Source organism: Gulosibacter sp. 10 (assembly GCF_900163695.1).
GTDB lineage: Bacteria > Actinomycetota > Actinomycetes > Actinomycetales > Microbacteriaceae > Gulosibacter.
On record NZ_FUIC01000027.1, the window covers coordinates 74,080 to 99,512 of the forward strand.

General features: G+C 72.6%; 18 protein-coding genes. 11 read left to right on the top strand and 7 right to left on the bottom strand.

From position 1 onward, the window contains the following. Positions 1–6 precede the first annotated feature (6 nt). Complete coding sequence (hrpB, locus tag FM112_RS10630; protein WP_254910453.1) at positions 7–2,520, bottom strand: ATP-dependent helicase HrpB; 2,514 nt, start codon at positions 2,518–2,520, stop codon at positions 7–9. 187 nt (positions 2,521–2,707) lie between these two features. Here hrpB and FM112_RS10635 point away from each other — a divergent pair, with 187 nt between their 5' ends. Continuing rightward, positions 2,708–4,180: an SPFH domain-containing protein gene (locus tag FM112_RS10635; protein WP_254910454.1), complete on the top strand. Its 1,473-nt coding sequence runs from the start codon at positions 2,708–2,710 to the stop codon at positions 4,178–4,180. A 142-nt stretch (positions 4,181–4,322) separates the two neighbouring features. Continuing rightward, the gene (locus tag FM112_RS10640) at positions 4,323–5,000 is read left to right on the top strand and encodes an alpha/beta hydrolase (RefSeq protein ID WP_087007312.1); all 678 of its coding nucleotides are present in this window, start codon (positions 4,323–4,325) and stop codon (positions 4,998–5,000) included. Positions 5,001–5,040: 40 nt separating this feature from the next. On the opposite strand, the gene FM112_RS10645 is transcribed toward FM112_RS10640, so the two are convergent. From FM112_RS10645 to FM112_RS10660, 4 genes are read right to left on the bottom strand one after another with little or no spacing between them, the layout of a single operon-like run. Beyond that, positions 5,041–8,307 carry an AAA family ATPase gene (locus FM112_RS10645; RefSeq protein WP_087007314.1) on the bottom strand — a complete coding sequence of 1,089 codons (3,267 nt, stop codon included), beginning with the start codon at positions 8,305–8,307 and terminating at the stop codon, positions 5,041–5,043. Then, positions 8,304–9,473: an exonuclease SbcCD subunit D gene (locus tag FM112_RS10650; protein WP_087007316.1), complete on the bottom strand. Its 1,170-nt coding sequence runs from the start codon at positions 9,471–9,473 to the stop codon at positions 8,304–8,306. Before FM112_RS10650 ends, FM112_RS10645 begins: the two co-directional genes overlap by 4 nt. A gap of 9 nt (positions 9,474–9,482) precedes the next feature. Beyond that, on the bottom strand, positions 9,483–9,947 hold the full coding sequence (locus FM112_RS10655; RefSeq protein WP_087007318.1) for a hypothetical protein: 465 nt from the start codon (positions 9,945–9,947) through the stop codon (positions 9,483–9,485). A gap of 24 nt (positions 9,948–9,971) precedes the next feature. Continuing rightward, entirely contained in the window at positions 9,972–10,817 is an 846-nt protein-coding gene (locus tag FM112_RS10660; RefSeq protein WP_254910457.1) for a DUF3097 family protein, read from the bottom strand. Between the two features lie 202 nt (positions 10,818–11,019). Between FM112_RS10660 and FM112_RS10665 the strand changes: the two genes are divergently transcribed. From FM112_RS10665 to def, 6 genes are all read left to right on the top strand, one after another. After that, on the top strand, positions 11,020–11,442 hold the full coding sequence (locus FM112_RS10665; RefSeq protein WP_176386789.1) for an FHA domain-containing protein: 423 nt from the start codon (positions 11,020–11,022) through the stop codon (positions 11,440–11,442). A gap of 11 nt (positions 11,443–11,453) precedes the next feature. Further along, positions 11,454–12,167, top strand: a complete 714-nt coding sequence (locus FM112_RS10670) for a MerR family transcriptional regulator (protein WP_087007506.1) — start codon at positions 11,454–11,456, stop codon at positions 12,165–12,167. Between the two features lie 248 nt (positions 12,168–12,415). Continuing rightward, complete coding sequence (locus FM112_RS10675) at positions 12,416–12,964, top strand: MerR family transcriptional regulator (protein WP_087007322.1); 549 nt, start codon at positions 12,416–12,418, stop codon at positions 12,962–12,964. A gap of 102 nt (positions 12,965–13,066) precedes the next feature. After that, entirely contained in the window at positions 13,067–16,495 is a 3,429-nt protein-coding gene (locus tag FM112_RS10680; protein ID WP_087007324.1) for a pyruvate carboxylase, read from the top strand. Between the two features lie 43 nt (positions 16,496–16,538). Continuing rightward, on the top strand, positions 16,539–17,996 hold the full coding sequence (locus FM112_RS10685) for a mycothione reductase (RefSeq protein ID WP_087007326.1): 1,458 nt from the start codon (positions 16,539–16,541) through the stop codon (positions 17,994–17,996). Between the two features lie 2 nt (positions 17,997–17,998). Next, positions 17,999–18,490 carry a peptide deformylase gene (def, locus tag FM112_RS10690; protein WP_087007328.1) on the top strand — a complete coding sequence of 164 codons (492 nt, stop codon included), beginning with the start codon at positions 17,999–18,001 and terminating at the stop codon, positions 18,488–18,490. A 63-nt stretch (positions 18,491–18,553) separates the two neighbouring features. Here the strand turns inward: def and FM112_RS10695 are convergent, their stop codons facing one another. Next, positions 18,554–20,410: a long-chain fatty acid--CoA ligase gene (locus FM112_RS10695; RefSeq protein WP_087007331.1), complete on the bottom strand. Its 1,857-nt coding sequence runs from the start codon at positions 20,408–20,410 to the stop codon at positions 18,554–18,556. A gap of 227 nt (positions 20,411–20,637) precedes the next feature. On the opposite strand from FM112_RS10695, the gene FM112_RS10700 reads away from it, so the two are divergent. Beyond that, positions 20,638–21,318: a 1-acyl-sn-glycerol-3-phosphate acyltransferase gene (locus tag FM112_RS10700; RefSeq protein WP_087007332.1), complete on the top strand. Its 681-nt coding sequence runs from the start codon at positions 20,638–20,640 to the stop codon at positions 21,316–21,318. A gap of 65 nt (positions 21,319–21,383) precedes the next feature. Continuing rightward, positions 21,384–22,784 (top strand): class II 3-deoxy-7-phosphoheptulonate synthase, encoded by a 1,401-nt coding sequence (locus FM112_RS10705; RefSeq protein WP_087007334.1) that lies wholly within the window; start codon positions 21,384–21,386, stop codon positions 22,782–22,784. 202 nt (positions 22,785–22,986) lie between these two features. On the opposite strand, the gene pknB is transcribed toward FM112_RS10705, so the two are convergent. Further along, positions 22,987–24,972, bottom strand: a complete 1,986-nt coding sequence (gene pknB / locus FM112_RS10710) for a Stk1 family PASTA domain-containing Ser/Thr kinase (protein WP_087007336.1) — start codon at positions 24,970–24,972, stop codon at positions 22,987–22,989. Positions 24,973–25,062: 90 nt separating this feature from the next. Here pknB and FM112_RS10715 point away from each other — a divergent pair, with 90 nt between their 5' ends. Then, entirely contained in the window at positions 25,063–25,407 is a 345-nt protein-coding gene (locus FM112_RS10715) for an Rv2175c family DNA-binding protein (RefSeq protein WP_087007338.1), read from the top strand. The last annotated feature ends 26 nt before the right edge of the window (positions 25,408–25,433 follow it).

The following is a 25,433-nucleotide window of genomic DNA, read 5'->3' on the forward strand; positions in this document are numbered from 1 at the left end:
GGCGGATCAGCGAGCGGGGCGCTTCACGCCGCGGCGGGGCTCTGCGGCGAGCGGATCCTCGGGCCACGGATGCTTGGGGTAGCGGCCCCGCATCTCGGCTCGCACCTGGGCGTAGGGCCCGGCCCAGAACGACTCGAGATCGTCCGTGATCGCGACCGGCCTGCCCGCCGGGGAGAGCAGCTGGAGCAGCAGCGGGACGCGGCCGTCGACGAGCCGCGGGGTGCGGAGCCACCCGAAGCACTCCTGCAGCTTGACCCGCAGGACGGGCCGGGGCCGCTCGGTTCCCGGGTCCGGGTAGTCGACGCGGATGCGGGAACCGCTCGGCACCTCGATGCGCTCCGGCGCGAGCTCGTCGAGGCGCGCGGCCTCGGGCCAGGGCAGGAGCCGTCGGAGGGCGCCGAGCACGTCGACGCGCCCGAGCGGGGCGCCGCGGGAGACGGCATCGAGCTCGGGGCCGAGCCACTCCTCGAGCCGCTTCCGCAGCCCGGCGTCGGAGACGTCCGGCCACGGCTCGCCCAGCTCGCCGCGCAGCAGCGCGAGGCGGTTGCGCAGCTGCACCGCCGCGGGCGGCCACGGCAGCATCGAGAGGCCGTCCCGTGCGAGGGCCTCGGCGAGCGCGGCCCGCGCCTGCGCGGGGCTCGGCGCGACCGGGGCGGCCGAGAGCTCGATCGCCCCCAGCCGGCGGATGCGCCGCGCACGGGCCTTCCCGTCCCGCCATCGGGTCTCCACGCGCTCCTCGAGGAGGGGCCCGGCCAGCTCGATGGCGAGATCCGGGTCGATCGGGGCCGCGGCGCGGATGACCGCCCCGCCGGAGGGCCTCCTGCCGAGGTCGGCGATCGCGAGCCAGGGCTGGCCGCGAAGCGCGGCGTCCCGGGGGAGCGAGGCGCCGGTGCCGCCGGCGAGCAGGTAGTCCTCGGACCCCTCGCCGCGGGCCCGGGCGAGCCGCTCAGGATAGGCGAGCGCCGCGATGACGCCGAGCGCCGTGTCGTCCGAGGAGGGCGGGGCGGGGCGGCCGCCCGCAGCCCCCGCGATCCCGGCGAGCCGGTCGGCATCCCGCCGCCAGCGCCGGGCCTCGCGCGAGGAGCCGTCCCGGAGCCGGCGCAGCGCGGCCGCGAGGTCGGCGCCCGGCGCGCGCTCCGCGCTCTCGATCGCGGCGACCAGCTCACCCGCGCGCCGGGGCCCGAGCCGCTCGGCGCCGTCCAGCAGCGCCCGGGCGAGGCGGGGATGCGCCGGCACCTCGGCGAGCCGCCGGCCCCGGGCCGTGACCGCCACGCGCTCCCCGTCGAGCTCGATCGCGCCGAGCGAGCGGAGCGTCTCGTGGGCCAGCGCGAGCGCGCGCGGCTCCGGCGCATCGGGCAGCGCCATGCCCCGGCCGCCGGGGGCGCCCCAGACCGCGAGGGCCAGGGCGGCGGCCGTGAGGTCGCCGCTCAGCATCTCCGGGCGGGCCTCGCGGGGGAAGCCCGCCCACTCGTGCTCGGCGGCGCAGCGGATGGCGATCCCAGGGCCGAGCCGGGCGGCACGGCCCGCCCGCTGGTCGCCCGAGGCCTGCGAGACCGATTCGGTGACGAGCCCCGAGATATTGCGCTCGACGTCGAGCCGCGGCACCCGGGCGAGCCCCGAATCCACCACCAGCCGGACATCGGGAACCGTCAGGGAGGACTCCGCCACCGAGGTCGCGACGATGGCGCGCCTCGGCCCGGGCGCGAGCGCGGCGTCCTGCTCCGCGCTCGAGAGCGAGCCCGTCAGCGGCAGCGCGTCGACGCCGAGGGCCCGCAGCTCGCGCACGACGGCGTCGACCTCGTAGCCGCCCGGCAAGAAGACGAGCACCGAACCCGAATCCGAGGCGCGCATGGCCCCGGCGGCGGTGCGCGCCACGTGCGCGAGGAACTCGCGCGAGACGCCCCGCCGGTCGAGCCGCGCGCCGGCGAACGGCGCCCAGCGGATCTCGAGCGGATGCGGCGCGGCCGGCGCGCGGACCACGGGCGCCGCCTCGCCCGCCGCGCGCCCCAGCAGCGACGCCCAGCGGCCCGCGTCGAGCGTGGCCGACATCGCGAGGATCGCGAGATCCTCCCGCAGCGTCCCGACCTCCGCGAGCATGGCCGCCGCGAGATCCGTGTCGAGATGCCGCTCGTGCACCTCGTCGAGGACGACGGCGTCCACCCCCGGCAGCTCCGGATCCCGCAGCAGCCGGCGCAGCAGGATCCCGGAGGTCACGAACTCGATCCTCGTCGCCGGGCCCGCCCGGCGCTCGCCCCGGATCGAGTACCCGACCGCCTCGCCCACGCGGGTCCCCGCCAGCGCCGCGAGCCGGGAGGCGGCCGCGCGGGCCGCGATCCGCCGCGGCTGCGCCACCAGGACGCGACCGCGCGCGTTCGCGACCGCGGGCGGCACGATCGTCGTCTTGCCGGAGCCCGGCGGCGCCTCGACCACCGCCCGGCCGCGATCGCGCACGGCCCGGTCGAGATCGGGGATCAGCCGCGCCGCGGGCAGCCCCGCCGCGATCGCCTCGAGATCGAACATGGCATCCAGCATGCCACCGTCTGCGTCGCACGAGAGCCGGTCCGGCGCGCGCCGCATCCGACCGCGGCCGGATGCGGCGGGGGAGGCGGCTCGAGGATAATCGTCTCAGTTCATCCTCGGCCCAGGTCACATCGCGACGGAAGGCGATGCCGACCCGCCGGCACAACGCATGAAAGGCCCATCGCCTATGGACTTCGTCCTGACACCCCTGCTGATCGTGGGCGGCATCGTCGCGCTCGTGATCATCGTCGTGATCGCGATCGTGTTCGCGATCATCACCCGCACCTGGTACCGCACCGCCGCAGCCGACGAGGCCCTCGTCATCACGGGCAAGGCCAAGCGCGGCGCCGAGTCCTCGAAGATCGACGTCGTCTCCGGCGGCGGCCTCTTCGTCAACCCCTTCACGCAGCGCTCCTCCAAGCTCTCGCTGCGCTCGCGGTCGATCGAGATCAAGCCCACCGCGCAGGCCGCGAACGGCGTGACCGTGGACGTCGAGGGCATCGCGCTCGTCAAGGTCGGCTCCAACCCCGACTACATCCGCCGGGCCGCCGAGCGATTCCTCTCGCAGGACCGCGCCATCGAGGCCTTCACCACCGAGGTGCTCGAGGGCGCCCTGCGCGGTGTGGTCGCCACGCTGACCGTCGAGACGCTCATGAAGGACCGCAAGGCCCTCGCGGCGCAGATCGCGGAGGGCATCGAGGGCGACCTCGAGCGCCAGGGCCTCGTGCTCGACTCCTTCCAGATCCTCGGCATCACCGATCAGGGCGGCTACATCGAGGCGCTCGGCGCGCAGGAGCTCCAGCGCGTGCACCGGGAGGCCGACACCGCGCGGATCGACGCCGAGCGCGCGGTCGCCAAGCGCCAGATCGAGACGAACACCGAGACGCTCGGCGAGCGTACGGCGTTCCAGGAGTCCGAGGCCGCCGCGAAGGCGAAGGTCGGCCGCGCGAACGCCGAGGCCGAGCAGGCGGAGGCCCTCCGCCGCGCCGAGCTGCAGCAGGCGGTGCTCGAGCAGGAGGCGAACAACAAGCAGTCCGAGCTCGACGCCGAGGTGAAGAAGGTCGCCGACGCGAACCTGTACGACCAGGAGCGGAAGGCCGACGCGCGCGCCTACCAGGAGTCGAAGGAGGCCGAGACCCGCAAGAAGGTCGCGGACGCCGATGCGCAGGCGCGCACCACGGCGGCCCGCGCGGAGGCCGCGGCCCGCACCACGCACGCCGAGGCCGAGGCGGCCGCGAGACGAGCCGAGGCGGATGCCGAGGCCCACGCCCGCCGCGTGCAGGCCGAGGCCGAGGCCGAGGCGATCCGTCAGGCCGGCGAGGCCGAGGCCGCGTCGCAGCTCGCGATCGGCGAGGCGATCGAGAAGCACGAGCAGGCGCTCATCACCCAGAAGCTCATCGACCAGCTCGTGCCGATGGTCGCGGAGTTCGCCAAGGCGCAGACCGCGATCGGCGGCTACACGGTGATCTCGGCCGAGGGCGCGGCGGAGCACCAGGCCGCGCAGTCGGCGGCGACGCTCAAGGCCCCGTTCGACGCGATCAACGCCGCGACGGGCATCGACCTCGGCGCGCTCATCCAGTCGGGCGTGCAGGGAGAGCGCACCGGCTCGGCCCTCGCCGAGGGGATGCGCCGGCGCGAGTCCGCGGAGCCGCAGGAGTAGGCGCTGCGGCGGGTCGCGCGGCGACACGCGTGCGGAGGGGTCCGGCCGGTCGGCCGGGCCCCTCCGTGCATACTGGCAGGCAGCCCGCCGGGCTGGGCGCCGATGCCTTCCTGCTCGGGCCCTTCCATGCATACTGGCAGGCATGACGACCGAATCCAGCGCCGAGCCGAATCGGCTGCCGCCGATAGCCCCCATCACGACCGCCATCGGCCCCGCGGGCCCCCGCGCCCAGGAGGGCCCGCTGCTCCTGCTGCTGCACGGATTCGGGTCGAACGAGCGCGATCTGCCGGGGATCGTCTCCCGGCTCGGGGACGGGTGGGACTGGTGCTCGGTGCGCGCGCCATACCCCGTCCCGACGATGGGCGGTTCCGCGTGGTTCCCGATCGGCCAGTACGCCGAGCTCGATCGCGGGGCCGTGGATGCGGCCGCGGCCGGGCTGGTGGAATTCGTGGACGAGCGGATCGAGCCGGGGCGGCCCGTCGTGCCGGTCGGCTTCTCGCAGGGCGGGCTCATGGCGCTCGAGCTGCTGCGCGCGCGGCCCGACCGGGTGCCGGCGGCCGCGGTGCTGTCGGGATTCGTGGACCCGGCGCCGCACGAGGGCGACGAGGGGCTCGCGGCCCGGGCGCGGCGGGTGTTCTTCGGCCGCGGCGACCGGGACGACTCCATGATCCCTCCCGAGGCGTTCCTCATCACGGAGTCATGGCTGCGGGAGCACTCCGAGGCGACGATCCGCGTGTATCCCGGGCTCGGCCACGCCGTCTCGGAGGAGGAGATCGGCGATCTCGCCGACTTCCTCGCCGGCGCCGTCGAGCGCGGCTGACCGGTCGACCGACCCGCTCCGGGCCGGCGCACCGACCGGGTCAGTCCGCCGGGCCGGAGGCGGGCTCCGCCACGATCTCGCTGGCGCCGTCGGGGCGCACGCGCACGTCGAGCTGCGCCGGGATGCGCTCGTGCATCGAGCGCACATGGCTGATCACGCCGATCGTCCTGCCGCCCTGCCGCAGATCGTCGAGGGTCCGCATCGCCAGCTCGAGGGTGTCGCCGTCGAGCGATCCGAAGCCCTCGTCGATGAACATGGTGTCGAGGGCGATGCCGCCGGCCTGGGCGGAGACGACGTCGGCGAGCCCGAGCGCGAGCGCGAGGGACACGAGGAAGGTCTCGCCGCCCGAGAGCGAGGCGGGGGTCCGCGACCTGCCGTTGTAGACGTCGAAGATCCGCAGCCCGAGCCCGGACTGCCGCTGCCTGCCGGCGAGGCCGTCGTCGAGCTCGAGCTCGTAGCGGCCGGCGGTGATGCCCCCGAGGCGGGCATTCGCCGCGGCGATGATCTCCTCGAAGTGGCCGGCGAGCACGAACGCCTCGAGGTTGATCCGGCGCTCGTTCTGCCCGGAGAGGTCCGACGCGAGCTGCCGCTCGGCCTCGGCGCGTTCGCCGAGCTCATCGAGCCGGCGCATCGCGGCGCGCGCCCGCTCGGCCTCGTCGGCCGCGGTACGGTGCAGGCGTTCCGCGGCCCCGATACGGGTCGCCGCCGCGTTGAGCGCGTCCGCAGCCGTGCGCTCCGCGGTGCGGAGCGGCTCGAGGTCGACCCGGGCCTCGGGCAGGCCGTCGAGGTCCGGCTCCGCGAGGGCGCGGAGCGCCGTGCGCAGCGCGGTGCGATGGGCGTCGAGCTCCTCGGCGAGCGCCCGCCTCGTCGAATCCTCGAGATGCGCCGCGCGCACGGCCCCGGCATCCTCGAACCCGCTCTCGGCGAGCGCGGCGACGAGCGTCTCGCGGGCGGCGTCGGCCTCCTCGCCGGCCGACTCGGCGGCGCGCTCGGCCCGGTTCCGGGCGCGCACGGCCTCGAGCAGCGCCTCCGTCCGCCGCAGTCGGTCCCGTACCGTGTCGAATGCTCCCCGGAGGGCGCGCTGCTCGGCGCGCAGCTGCTCGAGCGCGCCCGCCGCGCGGGTCGCCGCGGCGCGATGCTCCTGGAGTCGCCGGTCGAGCGCCCGGCCGGCCCTCGCGTCCTCGGCGTCGGCGGCGTCGAGCGCCTCGATCTCGGCCGCGAGGGCCGCGGCCCGCTCATCCGCGTCTCGTGCGCGCCCCACCTCGGCGAGCGCCGCCTCGACCCGCGCCGCCGCTGCCGCGATATCGAGTCCGCCGGTCTCGGCGGCCCTCGCGGCGTGCTCCTTGCTCGCCGTCTCGGCGCGTTCGCGGGCCTGCGCGAGCTCCGCATCCGCCTTCGCCGCGGCGTGTTCGGCGGCGTCGATCTCGGCGTCGGAGACCGGCTCGATCGACGCGGCGGCTGGAGCGGGATGCTCGAGCGAGCCGCAGACGGGGCAGGGGCCGCCCGGCCGCAGATCCGCGGCGAGGTGCGGGGCCGCCCCTCGCCAGCGGCGGTCGTAGCGCTCGCGCACCGCCCGCTCCGCCTCGTCGGCGTCGGCCTCCGCCCGCCGCACCGCGGCGAGGGCGGAGCCGAGACGCTCCTCGAGCTCCGGCAGCGCCCGCGCGGCGGCCTCCTGGTTCCGAAGGCGCTCGAGCGTCTCGTCGGCGCGCTCGAGACTCTGGGCGCTCGCGCGCGCCTCGGCCCGACGCTCCGCGAGGCGCTCCCGCGCCTCCGGCCGCTCGGCGCGCCGAAGCTCGAGCTCGGCCGCGCGCGCCTCGAGCTCGCGTACCGTCTTCTCGAGCTCGCGGCAGCGCTCTGCCTCGGACTCGATGCGGTCGTCCAGGTCGGCGCCGTCCGAGAGCGACCCGAAGAGCTCGGTGAGCACCCGCTCCGCGGCCTCGCGAGCGGCGGCGGCCTCGTCGGGAGCCCGGCTCTCCGCGCCTGCCGGAGGCGCTCCGGCGTCACGATCGGAGGGTTCCCCGACGCGCAGGCCGTCGTGCGGCAGGGCGCGGCCGGCCGCCGCCTCGATATGGCACTCCTCGAGGAGATGCGCCCGTGCCTCCTCGAGCCGTTCGAGGGCGGCCGAACGCACCGCACGGCGGCGCTCATCCGCGGCCACGGCGGCGAGCAGCGGACGGGCGCGCTCGTCCGCGGCGAGCCGGTCGGCGACCTCGCTGTCGATGCGCTCCCGATCCGCCTCGCGCTCGGCGCGCTCGGCGCGGGCCGCGTCGCGACGGCGCTGCAGGTCGAGGGTGCGCTCGCCGAGCCGGCGCCGCTCGGATGCGCGCTCGAGCGAGCTCCTGCACCGCGCCTCTCGGGAGCGGCAGTCGGCGAGGTGCGCTTCGCCGCGCTCCAGCAGATGCCCGAGCCATTCGGCGTCGAGAGGCGGATCGTCCGCGGCGGAGCCGGGCGCCGTGCCGCGAGGCTCCGCGTCATCGGGAGCCGTGCCGACGGATTCCCTGCCGACGGATTCCCTGCCGACGGACTCGGTGCCGACGGACTCGGTGCCGAGGCGCCTCGCAACGTCGGATGCGGCGCCGGTCTCGTCCCCGGCGGCGGCATCCCCGGCGCCGTCGATCTCCCGCTCCGCGGCGTCGAGATCGGCCTCGACGCCGCGGAGGCGCACCGCCACGTCCTCGAGCCGCCTGCGCTCGGCCGTGAGCTCCGCGCCCGAGGTCTTCGCGCGTTCGACGACGAGCCCCGCGATCCGCTCGTACCGCCGGGTCCGGAAGAGCGTGCGCAGCAGCCGCTGCCGATTCGCGGAATCGGCGCGGAGGAACTCCTGGAACTTGTTCTGCGCGAGCATGACGACCTGCAGGAACTCGCCCGCCGTGAGGGGGAAGATGCCCGCGAGGAGTTCCGCGACGTCGCGCGCCCTCGTCGCCAGCGCCACCCAGGTCGCCCCCTCGAGCCGTTCGAGCCGCTGGGCCGACGGGCGCACGGTCGTGCCGGTGCCGCGCGCCTTGGCGGCCTCGTACTCGGGCGCCCGGGTCACCCGATGGCGCGCGCCGCCGTGCTCGAACTCGAGCATCACCGAGGTGGGCTCCTCGAGGGAGCAGAACGTGCTGCGCACCTCCTTCGACGCCCCCTCGTAGCGGGGCGTGCTGCCGTAGAGCGCGTAGACGATCGCGTCGAGCACGCTGGACTTGCCGGCCCCGGTCCTGCCCCGGATGAGGAAGAGCCCCTCCTCGTCGAAGCGCGCGAAGTCGATGCGCTGCGGGTCGCGGAACGGCCCGAAGCCCCGGAGCTCGAGGGCGAGGAGCCTCATCGCGATGCCTCCTGCGCGGCGTACTCGTCGAGCGCCTCCTCGAGGATGCGCCGCTCGGCCTCCGTCGGGCCCTGCCCGTTGCGGGTGTGCTCCAGGAAGCGCTCGATGCGCTCCGCGTCGGTCGGGGCCTTCGCGAGCGTCGCCGCGTAGCCGCCGTGCTCCCGCCCGCGTCGCTCGGCGGGGGCGTGCTCGACGTGCACGGCCCGGGGGAACCGCGTGCGCAGCCGGGACATCGCGTCCACGGGGCGGCGCTCATCGGTGAGGGTCGCGGCGACCCAGTGCTCGCGCACGGCCTCATAGTCGGGCGCCTCGAGCAGCGCCCGGAGCGAGTCGCGCAGGCGCACGAGGGGGCGCGGGACGGGCAGCGGCAGCCACTCGGCGCCGGCGAACCCGTGCGCGTCCAGCTCGACCAGCCAGGCGCCCCTGGGGGAGCCGGCCTCGGAGAACGAGTAGTGCAGCGGCGAGCCGGAGTAGCGGACGCGGTCGCGCAGCGTCGCGCGGCCGTGGATGTGCCCGAGCGCCACGTAGTCGAAGCCGTCGAAGACCTCGACGGGCACGACGTCGAGGCCGCCGGCGGTGAGGTCGCGCTCGATGTCCTGGGCGTCCGCGGAAGCAGGCACGCCCGCGGCGAAGCAGTGGGCGATCAGCAGGGAGCGGGGCGAGCCGGAGGCGTCCAGATCGGCGCGCGCGAGGTCGGCGGCCCAGCGCATCGCCGCCTCCTGCGTCCGGCTCGCCGGCGCGCCCTCGACGTGGCGGATGAGGGCCGGCTCGAGATAGGGCACGCCGTAGACGCGCACGGGGCCGTGCTCGTCCCGGAGCTCGATCGCTCCGAAGGCCGACTCGGGATCGGCGATCACGTGGATCCCGGAGGCGCGCGCCCAGCGGGACTGGAAGCGCAGCCGCGAGGCGGAGTCGTGGTTGCCGCTCGTGAGCACCACCCGGGCGCCGGTCTCGTGCAGCGCGACGAGGATGTCGGTGAGGAAGTCGAAGGCCGCGGCCGAGGGCATCGTCGAGTCGAAGACGTCGCCCGCGACCACCACGGCGTCGACCTCGTGCTCGCGCGCCGCCGCGACGAGCGCGAGGAGGGCCTCGCGCAGCTGCGCGGAGACGTCCTCGCCGAAGAACGTCCGGCCGATATGCCAATCGGAGGTGTGGAGAATCCTCATGCGCGCAGGCTAGCGCGAGCCCGCGACATCGGGCTCGGGCAGCACCCGCCGGGCCTGCGCGACGACGAACCAGACGAGCAGGACGGCGATCACGACGTCCGCGGCGATGTAGAAGTAGTGCACCGTCGAGCCGCCGTCGTCGAGGCCGGCGAGCACCGCGTCGGTGTGCCCCGCCAGCAGCGGCCGGATGACGAGGAGCTTGACGAGCAGGACCGCGGCGAGCGCCCCGAAGAGCGTCCAGCTGCGGCGGTCCGCGCGGGAGCGCCGCAGCGCCGCGGCGAGCAGCGCGGCGGTGACGAGCTCGGCGATGTTCATGGCGAGGAAGACGAGGCGACCGATGCCGAGCCCGAGCGGGATCGTGATGCCGGGGGCCTGGAACTTGAGCGGCGCCTCGATGACGTCGATCGCGATGATCATGCCGATCCAGATCGCCGGCAGGACGAGGCGGAGCGCGAGGGAGGCACGGACTGACACGAGGCCGATCCTACTCCCCAAGGCTCAGCCGCCCGGGGCGGTCACGAAGTCGATGAGCTCCTCGACGCGGCCGATCATCGCCGGCTCGAGGTCGCGCCAGTCGCGCACCCGCCCGAGGATCCGCTGCCACGCGCGCGCGATGTCGGCCTGATCCTCGTGGGGGAGGCCCAGCGCCGCGCAGATGCCGTGCTTCCAGGACTGCCCCTTGGGGATCACCGGCCAGGACTCCCGGCCGAGCCGCTGCGGGCGCACGGCCTGCCAGACGTCGACGTAGGGATGGCCGACCACGAGCACCGCGTCGGCGCCGAAGCGCTCGGCGATCGCGTCCGCGATGCGCGACTCCTTGGAGCCCCGCACGAGGTGGTCCAGCAGGACGCCGACCCGTCGCGCGGGGGCGGGGCCGAACTCTGCGAGCACCTCGTCGAGGCGGTCGGCGCCCTCGAGGTACTCGACCACGACGCCCTCGACGCGGAGATCGTGGCCCCAGACCTTCTCGACGAGCTCCGCGTCGTGCCGTCCCTCGACGAAGATCCGTCCCGACCGCGCGACCCGCGCCGTCGCGTCCTCGACGAGGAAGGAGCCGGAGGTGCTGCGGGCGCGGGCCTTCGGCTCGGGCGCGCGGAAGACGAGCCGGACGGCGCCCTCGTCGTCGAAGAAGGTGCTGTGCCGGGGGAACGAGCGCCGGGCGCCGTCGGCATCCTGCAGCGTGACGGTCTCGCGCGTCGCGGAGACGAGCCGGCCGTAGAACTCGGTCACCGGGTCCTCCAGCCACATGCCGCGCCGGGCGGTCGCCTCCCGCGGCGGCCGCGGCTTCCGGCCCTCGCGGAACGCGATCAGGGGATCGCCGTCGTATCGCTCATCGAAGTCCACGCCGTGCAGTGTAGCCGTCGACCCGGCTGAGCGATGTCCCAGGTACTCCGGGGAAGATTGGGGGAGTTTTCGCACCAGTGCCCATGCGGTAGGCTGGAGCATCTTGACCAAGCAGGAGGAATTCATGGCGCAGTTCGACGAACGAGACTCCGAGCAGAGCTCCACCGCCGGCGCCAACCCGGAGGGCGACACCTCGTCGACGATGTCGTTCACCGGGGACTTCAGCGCGCAGCTTGCCGCGCTCATCGCCGGCGGCGTCTCCAAAGAAGAGATGGACTCGATCGGCGCGCTGCCGTCCGGGTCGGCCCTGCTCATCGTTCGCCGCGGCAACAATGTCGGCGCGCGCTTCCTGCTCGACACCGACCTGCAGATCGCGGGCCGCCACCCGAACGCCGAGATCTTCCTCGACGACGTGACGGTCTCGCGGCGCCACGCGGAGTTCACCCGCCAGGGGCGGCACTTCCAGGTGCGCGACCTCGGCTCGCTCAACGGCACCTACTACAACGGCGAGCGCATCGATCAGGTGCAGCTGGCGAACGGCGGCGAGGTGCAGATCGGCAAGTACCGGCTGACCTTCTACGCGTCGCCGCTCGACGCGAACGCCGCCCCGATGGCCGCCGAGTAGCCCGCATGGGGTTGAGTTCCGCAGCGTCCCGCAACTCCGGGGCGCTTCCCAAGCTATCGATCGGGCAGGTGCTCCAGCGCCTCGGCGGCGAGCATCCCGAGCTGACGCCCTCGAAGATCCGCTTCCTCGAGGAGCAGGGGCTCGTGCACCCCGCTCGCACCTCCTCGGGCTATCGCAAGTTCTCGGACGACGATGTCGAACGCATCCGCACGATCCTCTCCCTGCAGCGCGACTACTACCTGCCGCTCAAGGTCATCGGCGAGCACCTCGAGGCGCTCGACCGCGGCGAGCGCCCGGAGCTGCCCGCGCTGGCATCGGCGCGCCCGCAGCACTCCTCCGGCAGCATCCTCGAGGACGCCGCCGAGCTGACGCGGGAGGAGCTGCTGCGCCGCTCCGGCGCGTCGAAGGAGCTGCTCGAGCAGTCGCAGGGCGCCGGGCTGATCCCGCGCGCGGGGCGCTTCCACGAGGACGACCTGCTCGTGCTGTCCGCCCTCATGGAGCTCGAGTCGAGCGGCATCGGGCCGCGCCATCTGCGCCCCTTCCGCACCGCCGCGCAGCACGAGGTCGGGCTCGTCGAGCAGGCGCTCGGGACCCTCAGCCGCAAGCCGGAGTCGACGCATCGCGCGCGCACGGAGGCGAAGGCCGAGGAGCTCACCGCGGCGCTCGAACGGGTCCGCCGGGGGCTCGTGCGCCAGTCGCTGCGGGATCGTCATCAGCACCGATGATCACGGTTTGGTCTCAACCTCAAGTTGAACCTGAACTTCACGGCGTGGCTCCCGAACCGGCCCTCGCGATCTGACACGATCACATCGTTGTTGTTTCGACACTCGAGGTCTGCGAAGGCCTCCCATAGACTGTGTGTGGCCTAGTGGTTCGCCGAAGTCCTCACGCGTCCGCAGGCGCGCCTCGCACGGGGTGTCGTTTCCTGCGGTTAGCGTGGGACGACTCCGCGTCAGGCAAGAAAGGTGACGTCATGAGCGTTGAAGACGGTAGGGAAGCGAAGCGGGAGGTCCGTGAGGAGTTCCTCTTCACCGACGGGCTGCCCGACCTGGACCCCTCGATCGGCTACCGCGGCGCCGTCGCGGCCCGAGTGGCCGGGATCACCTACCGCCAACTCGACTACTGGGCGCGCACCGAGCTGGTGGGGCCGAGCATCCAGGACGCCAGCGGCTCGGGATCGAAGCGCCTCTACTCCTTCCGCGACGTGCTCGTGCTCAAGCTCGTGAAGCGCCTGCTCGAGACCGGCATCTCGCTGCAGCAGATCCGCATCGCCGTCGAGCAGCTGCACGATGCGGGCATCACCGACCTCGCCCAGACGACGCTGATGTCGGACGGTGCGAGCGTCTACCTCTGCACCTCCAACGACGAGGTGATCGACCTCGTCCAGCGGGGGCAGGGCGTGTTCGGCATCTTCGTCGGCCAGGTGCTCCGCGAGGTCGAGGGCAATCTCGTCGACATCGAGACGGATGCCGCCGACCCCATGGACGAGCTCGCGGCCCGCAGGAAGAGCCGCGCCAGCTGAGGATGATCAACTTGTAGGCGTACTACAAGAACCAGGCTCGTAACTTGTCCCAAGTTCGGATATATTGAGTCCGAAATTGTGATTCGGCCAAAGGGGGCTTGGGTGTTCCGAAAAATTCTCGTTGCGAACCGTGGTGAGATCGCCATTCGCGCGTTCCGCGCCGCAGTCGAACTCGGTGTGCGCACGGTGGCGGTCTATCCGTTCGAGGACCGCAACTCGCTGCACCGGCTCAAAGCCGATGAGGCCTACGAGATCGGCTCGCAGGGCTCCCCGGTCCAGGCCTACCTCGACATCGACGAGATCATCCGCGTCGCCCTCGAGAGCGGTGCCGACGCGATCTACCCGGGGTACGGGTTCCTCTCCGAGAACGCCGACTTCGCCCGCGCGTGCGCGGAGAACGGGATCACCTTCATCGGGCCCGCCTCCGAGATCCTCGCGAACGCGGGCAACAAGGTGCACGCGAAGGAGCAGGCCATCCGGGCCGGCGTGCCGGTGCTCGCCTCCTCCGATCCCTCCACGGATGTGGACGCGCTCGTCGCGGCGGCGGAGGAGATCGGCTTCCCGGTCTTCGCCAAGGCGGTCGCGGGCGGCGGCGGTCGGGGCATGCGCCGCGTCGAGCGGCCCGAGGATCTCCGGGATGCGCTCGAATCCGCGATGAAGGAGGCCGAGGCGGCCTTCGGCGACGCGACGATGTTCATCGAGCAGTGCGTGCTGCGCCCGCGCCACATCGAGGTCCAGGTGCTCGCGGACTCGACGGGGCACGTGGTGCACCTCTTCGAGCGCGACTGCTCGGTCCAGCGCCGGCACCAGAAGGTGATCGAGATCGCCCCGGCGCCCTTCCTCGACGAGGACATCCGGCAGGCGCTCTACCGCGACGCGGTCGCCTTCGCCGAGTCCATCGGCTACGTGAACGCCGGGACCGTCGAATTCCTCGTCGACACCGCGGGGGAGCGGGCCGGTCAGCACGTGTTCATCGAGATGAACCCGCGCATCCAGGTCGAGCACACGATCACCGAGGAGATCACCTCGGTGGACCTCGTGCAGTCCCAGATGCTCATCGCCTCGGGCTCCTCGCTCGAGGAGCTCGGCCTCACCCAGGACCGCATCGAGATGCGCGGCTCGGCGATCCAGTGCCGGATCACCACCGAGGACCCGACGCACGACTTCCGCCCCGACTCCGGCACGATCACCACCTACCGATCGGCGGGCGGCTCCGGCATCCGCATCGACGGCGGCACGATCGCCACCGGCTCCGAGGTGCTGCCGTACTTCGACTCGCTGCTGCTCAAGCTCATCGCGCACGGCAAGGACTTCGCCACCGCGGTGCTGCGCGCGCGCCGGGCGCTTGCGGAGTTCCGGGTCCGCGGCATCGCGACGAACATCCCGTTCCAGAGCGCCGTGCTCGGCCACGCCGACTTCCTCGCGGGCGAGCTGTCCACCGGCTTCATCGAGGAGCGCCCCGAGCTCTTCGAGTACCGCAAGCCCGGCGACCGCTCGACCAAGATCCTCAACTGGCTCGCCGACGTCACCGTGAACCAGCCCAACGGCGAGCGCCCGACCGCGGTCCGCGCCCGCGTCAAGCTCCCCGAGCTGCCCGGCGGGGAGCTGCCCGAGGGGGAGCGCGACCGCCTGCTGCGGCTCGGCCCCTCGGAATGGGCGAGGGCGCTGCGCGCCGAGACGGGGCTGCGGGTCACCGACACCACGTTCCGGGACGCGCACCAGTCGCTGCTGGCGACGCGCGTCCGCACGAAGGACCTCCAGCTCGCGGCGCCGTACGTCGCGCACCGGCTGCAGGGCCTGCTCTCGGTCGAGGCCTGGGGCGGGGCGACCTACGACGTGGCGCTGCGCTTCCTCGGCGAGGACCCGTGGGAGCGGCTCGAGAAGCTCCGCGAGGCCATGCCGAACGTGCCCATCCAGATGCTCCTGCGCGGCCGCAACACCGTGGGCTACACGCCCTCGCCCACCGCGGTGACGAACGCCTTCGTCGGGGAGGCCGCCACGACCGGCGTGGACATCTTCCGGATCTTCGACGCGCTCAACGACGTGAAGCAGATGCGCCCGGCGATCGACGCGGTGCTCGAGACCGGCACGGCGGTGGCGGAGACGACGCTCTGCTACACCGGCAACCTCCTCGACCCCCGCGAGGACCTCTACACGCTCGACTACTACCTCCGGCTCGCCGAGGAGATCGTCGAGGCGGGGTCCCACGCGCTCGCCATCAAGGACATGGCCGGACTGCTGCGCCCGGCCGCCGCGAAACGGCTCGTCTCGGCGCTGCGCGAGCGGTTCGACGTGCCCGTGCACCTGCACACCCACGACACCGCGGGCGGCCAGCTCGCGACCCTGCTCGCCGCCTCCGAGGCGGGCGTGGACGCGGTGGACGTGGCCGCCGCCCCGCTGTCCGGCACCACGAGCCAGGTGCCGATGAGCGCCCTCGTCGCCGCGCTGGAGGGCACGGAGCGGGACACCGGGATCGACCTCGACGTGGTGACCGACTTCGAGCCCTACTGGGAGGCCGTGCGCCACATCTACCGGCCCTTCGAGTCCGGTCTGCCCGGCCCGACGGGGCGCGTCTACCGCCACGAGATCCCGGGCGGTCAGCTCTCGAACCTCCGTCAGCAGGCGATCGCGCTGGGGCTCGCCGACGAGTTCGAGCGCATCGAGGACATGTACGAGGCCGCCGACCGCATCCTCGGCCGCATCCCCAAGGTGACCCCGTCCTCGAAGGTGGTCGGCGACCTGGCCCTGCACCTGGTCGCGGTGAACGCCGACCCGGAGGACTTCGAGGCGAACCCGGAACGGTACGACATCCCGGACTCGGTGATCGGCTTCCTCGCCGGCGAGCTGGGGGAGCTCCCGGGCGGCTGGCCCGAGCCCTTCCGCTCCAAGGCGCTCGCCGGCAAGCACCCGCAGATCGAGGTGAAGCCGCTCACCGCCGAGGAGCAGGCGGGCCTCGAGGGGGAGTCCGCAACGCGCCGCTCGACCCTCAACCGGTTCCTGTTCCCGCAGCCCAGCGCGATCTTCGAGGACGTGCGCGAGCTGTTCGGCGACCTCTCCGTGCTCGACACCCTGGACTACCTCTACGGCCTCGAGCCCGGGACGGAGCACCGGGTGCGCCTCGGCAAGGGCGTGGACGTGTTCATCCAGCTCGAGGCCATCGGCGAGCCCGACGAGGACGGGAAGCGCACGGTCATGGCGATGGTGAACGGCCAGCTCCGCCCCGTGCTGGTCCGCGATCGCAGCGTGCAGGTCGACGCCGTGGTGCGGGAGCAGGCCGACCCGAACCAGCTCGGCCACGTGGCGGCGCCCTTCTCCGGCGTGGTCACCGTGCGCGTCGAGCCCGGCGCGAAGGTGAACCAGGGCGACCAGGTCGCGACCATCGAGGCCATGAAGATGGAGGCGTCCATCACGGCCACCTGCACGGGTATCATCGACCGAGTGGTGCTGCACGCACCCGAGGAGGTAGACCACGGCGATCTGCTCGTGGTGATTCGACCCGACGACGCCGCGGGAGCCTCCGACGTCGAGTGACACCGGCGCCGGCCATGGCTCGACGCGGAGAATGCGAGGAGCCATGGCCGGCAGTTCCGCCGAGCAGCCCGGTGCGGAGGAGGTCTTCGATCTCATCGTGATCGGAGCGGGGTCAGGGAACTCGATCCCGTCCCCGGAATTCGCGGATCGCAGGATCGCGATCGTCGACGACGGCCGATGGTTCGGCGGCACCTGCCTCAACGCGGGATGCATCCCCACCAAGATGTTCGTCCGCCCCGCCGAGATCGCTCGCGAGGCGCGGGAGGGCGGCCGCCTCGGCCTCGCCGCGGACTCGGTCCGGCTCGACTGGGCCGCGGTCCGCGACCGCGTGTTCGGGCGCACCGACTCGATCTCCCGCTCCGGCGAGGAGTACCGCGAATCGGGGGAGCGGAACGTCTCCCTCGTGCGGGAGACGGTGCGCTTCACCGGCCCCCGCACGCTGGTCACCGAATCGGGGCGGATCCTGCGCGGCGAGCGCATCGTGATCGGCGCCGGCTCGCGGCCCCGGGAGCTCGAGCTGCTGCCGTTCGGCGGCTCGGTCTTCTCGAGCGACGACGCGCTGCGGCTCGACGCGCTCCCGCAGCGCCTCGCGGTGCTCGGCGGCGGGGTGGTCGCGTCCGAGTTCGCGGCGATCTTCTCGGCGTTCGGCGCGGAGGTGGTGCAGGCCAACCGCTCCCCGCTGCTGCGCTCGCTCGACGGCGAGGTCTCCGAATCCTTCAACCGCATCGCCGCCCGCAACTGGCGCGTGGAGACCGACGCCGCCCTCGAATCGGCCGAGCACGGGGAGGGCGGCTGGCGCCTGGGCTTCGCCAACGGCGCCGCGGTCGAGGTGGACGCGGTGCTCGTGGCCGTCGGACGGGTGCCGAACAGCGATCGGCTCGACACGGCCGCCGCCGGGTTCGACCACCACGAGGACGGCCGGATCGAGGTCGACGCCCATCAGCGGGTTCTCGCGGGCGGCAGGCCGCTCGAGGGCGTCTACGCGCTCGGCGACGTGAGCTCCCCGCATCAGCTCAAGCACGTGGCCAATCACGACGCGCGCGTCGTCGCGGCCAACCTGCTGGCCGAATCCGAGGGGCGGGCGCTCGTCGAGAACACGCTCGGCCCGGTCCCCTCGACCATCTTCAGCTGGCCCGAGATCGCGGTGTTCGGCAGCACCCTCGAGGAGGCGCGCGCCGCCGGCGCGGACGCGCTCGAGGTGCGCCAGGACTACGGCGGGACCGCGTGGGGCTGGGCGCTCGAGGACGAGGAGAGCTTCTGCAAGCTCGTCGTCGACCGCGGCTCCGGCGCGCTGCTCGGCGCGCACATCATCGGCCCGGACGCGCCCATCCTGCTGCAGCCGCTGCTGCAGGCGGCGAGCTTCGGCGCAGGCGTGCGCGGCCTCGCGCGCGGACAGTACTGGCCGCATCCCGCGGCCACCGAGATCATCGAGAACGCCCTGCTCCAGGCAGAGGCGGAGCTGACGGCATCCGCGCCGTCGCAGTCACAGGAGGACGACTAGCAGTGGCAGTTCGCAATATCCGCTACTACGGGGACCCGGTGCTCCGCACCCCGTGCGACCCGATCGCCGAGATCGACGACAGCGTGCGCACGCTCATCCAGGATCTGCTCGACACGACCGACATGGAGGGCAGGGCGGGCGTCGCCGCACCGCAGATCGGCGTCGGCCTGCGGGCCTTCAGCTGGCACATCGACGGCCGGACCGGCTACATGATCAACCCCGTGCTCGAGGAGGTCTCGGGCGAGCCCGAGGAGATCGACGAGGGCTGCCTCTCGGTGCCCGGCCTGTGGTTCAAGACGAAGCGCTACCCCTATGCGCGCGCCCGGGGCATCGACCTCGACGGCGAGGAGATCGTGCTGGAGGGGGAGGGCCTCATGGCGCAGATGATCCAGCACGAGTGCGGGCACCTCGACGGCACCGTCTTCGTGGACACGCTCGCGAAGGACGAGCGCCGCGCGGCCATGCGGCAGATCCGCGAGTCGGACTGGTTCTGAGCCGTTCCGGAAGCGCCGCGCCCCGGGTCCCGATCGGGACCCGGGGCGCGGCGCTTCCGGCTCCTACACCGTGGGGATCGAGGAGGTCCCCGAGTAGATCCGGTCGATCACCGGGGCGATCTGCTCCATCGCGACGTTCCGCTTGAGGGAGAGCTTGGGGGTGAGCGTGCCGTCCTCGATCGTGAACGTGCGGTCGAGGACCTCGAACTTGCGGATGGACTCGGCGCGGGACACGCGCCGGTTGGCGCGGTCGATGACGCCCTGGATGTGCTCGCGCACCCGCGGGTGCGCCGCGGCCTCCGCGAGCGGCATCCCGGGGTCGAGGTCGTGCAGCTCGAGCCACTTCGGCAGCATCTCGGGGTCGAGGGTGACCACGGCCGCGATGAAGGGCTTCTGATCGCCGACCACGATGCACTCGCCGACGATGCCGTCGGCGCGGATCGGATCCTCGAACGCGGCGGGGGCCACGTTCTTGCCGCCCGCCGTGACGATGATGTCCTTCTTGCGGCCGGTGATCGTGATGTACCCCTCCTCGTCGAGCTGCCCGAGATCGCCGGTGCGGAACCAGCCGTCCTCGGTGAACGCGGCCTCCGTGGCCTCGGGGTTGTTCCAGTACTCGCGGAACACGTTGATGCCCCGGGTGAGGATCTCCCCGTCCTCGGCGATCCGGACGCCGCAGCCCGGCAGCGGCGGGCCGACCGTGCCGATCTTGAACCTGCCCGGCAGGTTCACCGAGACCGGCGCGGTCGTCTCGGTGAGCCCGTAGCCCTCGAGCACCTGCACGCCGAGCGCCCGGTAGAAGTGGCCGAGGAAGAGCCCGAGCGGGGCGGAGCCGGAGACCGCGTGCTGGACGCGCCCGCCGAGGGTGGCCCGCAGCTTCCTGAAGACGAGCAGGTCGAACAGCCGGTACTGGAGCCTGAGCCCGAGGGAGGCGCCGCCCGAGTCCATCGCCCGCGAATACGCGACGCCGACGCTCACCGCGCGTCGGAAGATCTTCTCCTTGCCGCCCTCGGACGCCTTCTGCAGCGCCGAGTTGTAGACCTTCTCGAAGACCCTGGGCACCGCCAGCAGGAAGGAGGGCCGGAAGGAGCCGAGGGAGGGCACGAGCCGGGTGGTGTCGTGCTGGTGGCCGACGCGGATGCCGTAGGCCACGCCGATCACCGAGATGAGCCGGGCGAAGACGTGCGCGAGGGTCACGAAGAGCAGGGTCGAGGAGCCCGGCACGTCGATGACCTCGCCGAGGGGCTCCTGGATGTTCCGCGAGAGCTCCACGAAGTTGGAATGGACCAGCACCGTGCCCTTGGGCCGCCCGGTCGTGCCGGCCGTGTAGATGAGCGTCGCGATCGAGTCGCCCCGGGCGTGCGAGCGGGCCTGCTCGAGCCGCTCGTCGCTCACCTCGGCGCCCGCCCCGCGCAGCTCGTCGAGGGCGCCCTCGGCCATCGAGAGCCGCCAGCGCAGCTCGGGGCGGTCGCCCTCGATCTCGTCGTACTTGGCGTCGAGCTCCGGCGTCTGCGAGATCAGCCCCTCCGCGCCGGAGTCCTGCAGGATCCACTGCAGCTGCCCGGGCGAGTTGGTCTCGTACACCGGCACCATGATGGCGCCCGCGTACCAGAGGGCGAAGTCCACGAGCGTCCACTCGTAGCTCGTGTACGCGATGAAGGCGATCCGGGTCTCGGGGACGATGCCCTTCGCGATGAGACCCTTGGCGATGGCCCGCACGTCGTCGTGGAACTCCTTCGTCGTGATGTCGCGCCAGGACTCGCCCTCCGGCACCGCGAACAGCGGCCGATCGGGGGTGGCGGCGACGCGCGCCTCGAGCAGGTCCGTCGTGTTCTGCTCGGGCGCGGGGGCGGCGATGGGCGGAGTGATCCACTCACGTCGGGCTCCGGGAGCCACGGCAGCGGTCGGCGAGTCTGTCATGAGCGTTGCGGCCTTCCAATCGGGGGAACGGGCCGGCGCGGATTCGGCGGCCGCGCATCGTCAGACGATTCGCGGCAGCTCTGCCGCGCCGATGTCCCCCAATAGTAGACAGTCGGGCGCCGGTTTCCGTCAGCCATCGGACCCGCGAGGCGAATCGCGCCCGCACGAATAATAGGGACGGCCGTTCGGTGGGTATGATGTGAGTCGCCCGACGGGAGGATCACCGCATGTTCTATTGGCTGCTCAAGCATCTTGTTGCCGGCCCCGTCGCGCGTCGGCTCTTCCGGCCCCAGGTGGAGGGGGCGGAGAACATCCCCGATAAGGGCGCCGTGATCCTGGCCTCCAACCACCTCTCGGTCATCGACTCCTTCCTGCTGCCCATCGTCATCAAGCGCCGGGTGAACTTCCTCGCGAAGTCCGAGTACTTCACCGGCAAGGGGATCAAGGGCGCGATGGTGCGCTGGTTCTTCACGACCACCGGGATGCTGCCCATCGATCGCTCCGGAGGCAAGGCCTCGGAGGCCTCGCTCCGCACGGGGCTCGAGCTGCTCGAGCGCGAGGGCTGCCTCGGCATCTACCCCGAGGGCACCCGCAGCCCGGATGCGCGGCTGTACCGCGGCCGCACGGGCATCGCCCGGATGGTGCTCGAGGCGGAGACGAACGTCGTGGTCGTCCCCGTGGTCATGGTCGACACCGAGAAGGTCATGCCGATCGGCGCGAAGCGGCCGAAGGCCGGGAAGATCGGCGTCAAGGTGGGCAAGCCCATGGACTTCTCGCGCTACCGGGGGATGCAGCCCGGGCGCTTCGTCCTCCGCTCGGTCACCGACGAGATCATGTCCGAGATCGCCGCCCTCTCGGACCAGGACTACGCTGATATCTACGCGCCGAAGAAGCGCCCCGCGGCGTAGCGCCATCGGCGCCGCCCGTCTTTCTTCCATCCACCCCAATTCCAGCGACATCAAAAAAGGGAACCATGACGATTACCCAGCAGCTTCAGCAACAGGTGAGCGCAGCGGCGGGCCTCGACGCCTGGCGCGAGCTCCCGATCCGTCAGCAGCCGAACTGGCCTGACAAGCAAGCTGCCGCCGCCATCGCCGAGCAGATCGCGACGCGCCCGCCGCTCGTGTTCGCCGGGGAAGTGGATCGTCTCCGGGAGCGGCTGGGCCAGGCCGCCGCCGGCAACGCGTTCGTGCTGCAGGGCGGCGACTGCGCCGAGACCTTCGCCGGCGCCACCGCGGACAAGATCCGCGCCCGGGTCTCGACCATCCTGCAGATGGCGCTCGTCCTCACCTACGGCGCCTCGATGCCGGTCGTGAAGATGGGCCGCATGGCCGGGCAGTTCGCGAAGCCCCGCTCGAAGGACACCGAGACGCGGGACGGCGTCACGCTGCCCGCCTACCGCGGCGACATCGTGAACGGCTTCGCCTTCACGGAGGAGTCGCGCACGCCGGATCCGCAGCGCCTGCTCGACGGCTACCACGTGGCGGTCTCGACGCTCAACCTCATCCGCTCGTTCACGACCGGCGGCTTCGCCGACATGCGCGAGGTGCACTCCTGGAACCAGGGCTTCGCGAAGAACCCCGCCAACGCCCGCTACGACCTGATGGCCCGGGAGATCGACCGCGCGCTCAAGTTCATGACCGCCACGGGCGCCGACTTCGAGGCACTCAAGGAGGTCGAGTTCTACGTCGGGCACGAGGGCCTGCTGCTCGAGTACGAGCGCGCCATGACGCGCATCGACTCGCGCACGAAGCTGCCCTACGACACGTCGGCGCACTTCATCTGGATCGGCGAGCGCACGCGCGATCTCGACGAGGCGCACATGGACTTCTTCTCGCGGGTCAAGAACCCCATCGGCGTCAAGCTCGGCCCCGGCACGGACACCGAGACGATGCTGCGCATCATCGATAAGCTCGACCCCGAGCGCGAGCCGGGCCGCCTCACCTTCATCACCCGCATGGGCGCCCAGAAGATCGGCGACGTGCTCCCGGGCCTGCTCGAGTCGATCAAGGCGGAGGGCTCGACGCCGCTGTGGATCACCGATCCCATGCACGGCAACGGGTTCACCACGGAGCGCGGCTACAAGACCCGCAACTTCGACGACATCGTAACCGAGGTGAAGGACTTCTTCGCAGCCCACAAGGCGGCCGGGACGCACCCGGGCGGCATCCACGTGGAGCTCACGGGCGACGACGTCGCGGAGTGCCTCGGCGGCTCCGACCGGGTCGACGAGGCCGCGCTCGAGACGCGCTACGAGTCGCAGTGCGACCCGCGCCTCAACCACAAGCAGTCGCTCGAGCTGTCCTTCCTCGTGGCGGAGCTGCTGCAGCAGTTCCCCTCGGCCGAGGTGCCGGTGGGCCAGGACAACTGGTAGCCCGAGGCTCGCGCGGAGGCGCCCCGTCGATTCGGCGGGGCGCCTCCGCGTTTCCGGCGGGGACCGCAATGGCGACGCGGACACGTGCTCCGCGAGGGACGGATGACCGCGCACGTCCCGACACGGGAGTACGGCGCCCGGACCGGTCCTGCCGCGGCGAAGCCCCCTGCCGCGGCCGCGGCGGCGAGGAGTCCCGCCGCGGCTAGAACTCGTAGGTCGCCTGGATCGACACCGTCGAGCCGCGCTCGATCTCGTCGCCTCCAGACGGCGACTGGGCGGAGACGACCGCGTCCTCGAGCAGCACCGAGGGGATCGAGTGCGAGACGGAGAACCCGGCGCCCTCGAGCGCCGAGATGGCGTCCTCCGCGTCCATGCCCACGACATCGGGCACCTCGACGAGGTCGGGGCCGAGCGAGACCACGAGGCCGATGTCGGCTCCCGGACGGATCGGGCCCTCGCCGTTCGACTGGCTGATCACCACGCCGGCGGGGATATCGGAGCTGTACTGCTCGTCGGCCACCACGCCGTTGAGACCGACCGCCTCGAGGCTGGCCACGGCCTCCTCCTGCGACTGCCCCGCGACCTCGGGCACCGGCCCCGCGGAGAGCACGAGCCGGATGACCGACTGCTCCGCCATCTGGTCGGGGAGCGCCTCGCCCGCCTCGTCGGTCGCGTAGAGCACCGTATCGGCGTCGGCGGAGTCGAAGACCACCGCCTCCTGCTCCTGCTCGTCGCTGTAGACGAATCCGGCCTCCTCGATCGCGGCCACGGCCTCCTCGCGGGACTTGCCCGCGAGGCTCGGGACGGTGAGGATCTCGGGACCGCCGGAGACGATGAGCGCGATGGCCGAGTCGGGCGCGAGCCTCGTGTCGGCCCCCGGATCCATCGCCATGACGACGCCCTCGGCGACGTCGAGGGAGTGCTCCACCGAGACGTCGCCGACGACGAAGCCCTGCGCGGCGATCTGCGAGGCCGCTTCGTCCTGGGTCTGGCCGACGACGTCGGGGGCGGCGAGGTAGGAGCCGGGGCCGTACCCCTGCCACCAGCCGATGCCGCCGGCGAGGGCCATGAGCAGCAGCACGACGAGGGCGGCGACGATGCCCGAGCGGCGCTTCTGCCGGTTGATCTTCTCGAGGCGCACCGCGGCGAGCGGTGCGCCGTCGGTCTCGGGCGCCGTCACGGCGGCGCCGCCGAGCGCGGCCTCGACCGAGGACGGGTCGGTGGGGGTGGTGAGGCGGTCCCAGTCGGATGACGGCTCGTGGGTCTCGGCCAGCAGCTGCGTCTCGGGATCGACGGGCACCGGCGTGAGCCGCGCGGTCGGGGGAACGGTCGCGCTCGAGGACTCCGCGATGTCCCGCTCGGCCTGGCGGAGCGCCGCGAGCATCGCGCCGGCGTCGGCCGGGCGGTCCTCGGGCTCGCGCTCGGTGGCCCAGACGACGAGGTCGTCGAGCTCCCGCGGCAGCCCCGGCTGATGCTCGCTCGGGGGCGGCACGTTGTCGTTGGCGTGGCGGTAGGCGATGTTCACCGGCTCGTCGCCGCGGTACGGCTGCTCGCCCACGAGCATCTCGTACATCATGATGCCGGCGGAGTAGATGTCGGAGCGGACATCGGCCGTGCCCTGCGTGACGAGCTCGGGCGCGAGATAGGCGATGGTGCCGAGGAGCACCGAGCCGGAGACGGTGTTGGAGGTCGTGGCGCGCGCGAGCCCGAAGTCCGAGAGCTTGATGCGGCCGTCGTCGGCGAGCAGCACGTTCTCGGGCTTGATGTCGCGGTGGATGATGCCCTGCCGGTGGGCGACCTGCAGGCCGGCGAGCACGGCATCCATGATGTCGATGGTCTGCTCCACCGTGAGCCGGTGGTGGTCGTGGAGGAGATCGCGCAGCGTGATGCCGGGCACGTACTCCATGACGATGTACGCGAGCCCCTCGTCCTCGCCCTGGTCGTACACGTTGACGAGGTTCGGATGGGCGAGCTTGGCGGCGGCCTTGCCCTCGCGGATGAACCTGGCGCGGAACGCGTCGTCGGCCGCGAGGTGGTCGTGCATGATCTTGACCGCGACCCGGCGCTCCAGCCGGAGATCGGTGGCCACGTACACCGTGGCCATCCCGCCCCTGGCGATGAGCGAGCGCACCTGGTAACGGCCGTCGATAAGACGGCCGATCAGGGTATCCGGGTTGGCGGGGCTCACGAAGGCGAGGGTAGCCGTCTTTGGCGGAAAAATCGGACTGAAACTCCGATCCGCCCCGCAGCGGGTGCGCGCATCTGCGACTATTGAATCGTGTCAACGCAATACGCAACTACAGAATGGTTCACCCTTCCCGAGGCGGCCGCCGAGCTGGGCGTCTCCTCGGGCCGGCTCCACCGGCTCCGGGAGGAGCGGTTCCTGCTCGCCGTCAAGCACGACGGGCAGCCGAGGATCCCGAAGGACTTCATCCGGGACGGCGAACCCCTGGCCGGACTGCGCGGGACGCTGACGCTCCTGGCCGATCACGGCGTCGTCGACCACGAGGCCATGGAGTGGCTGCTCTCGGTGGACGAGTCGCTCGGGATGACGCCCACCCAGGCGCTGCAGGAGGGGCGGAAGTCCTCGGTGCGCCGCTCGGTGCAGCTCCTCGCGATCTGAACGATCCGGCGGGCCCCGCCGAGCGG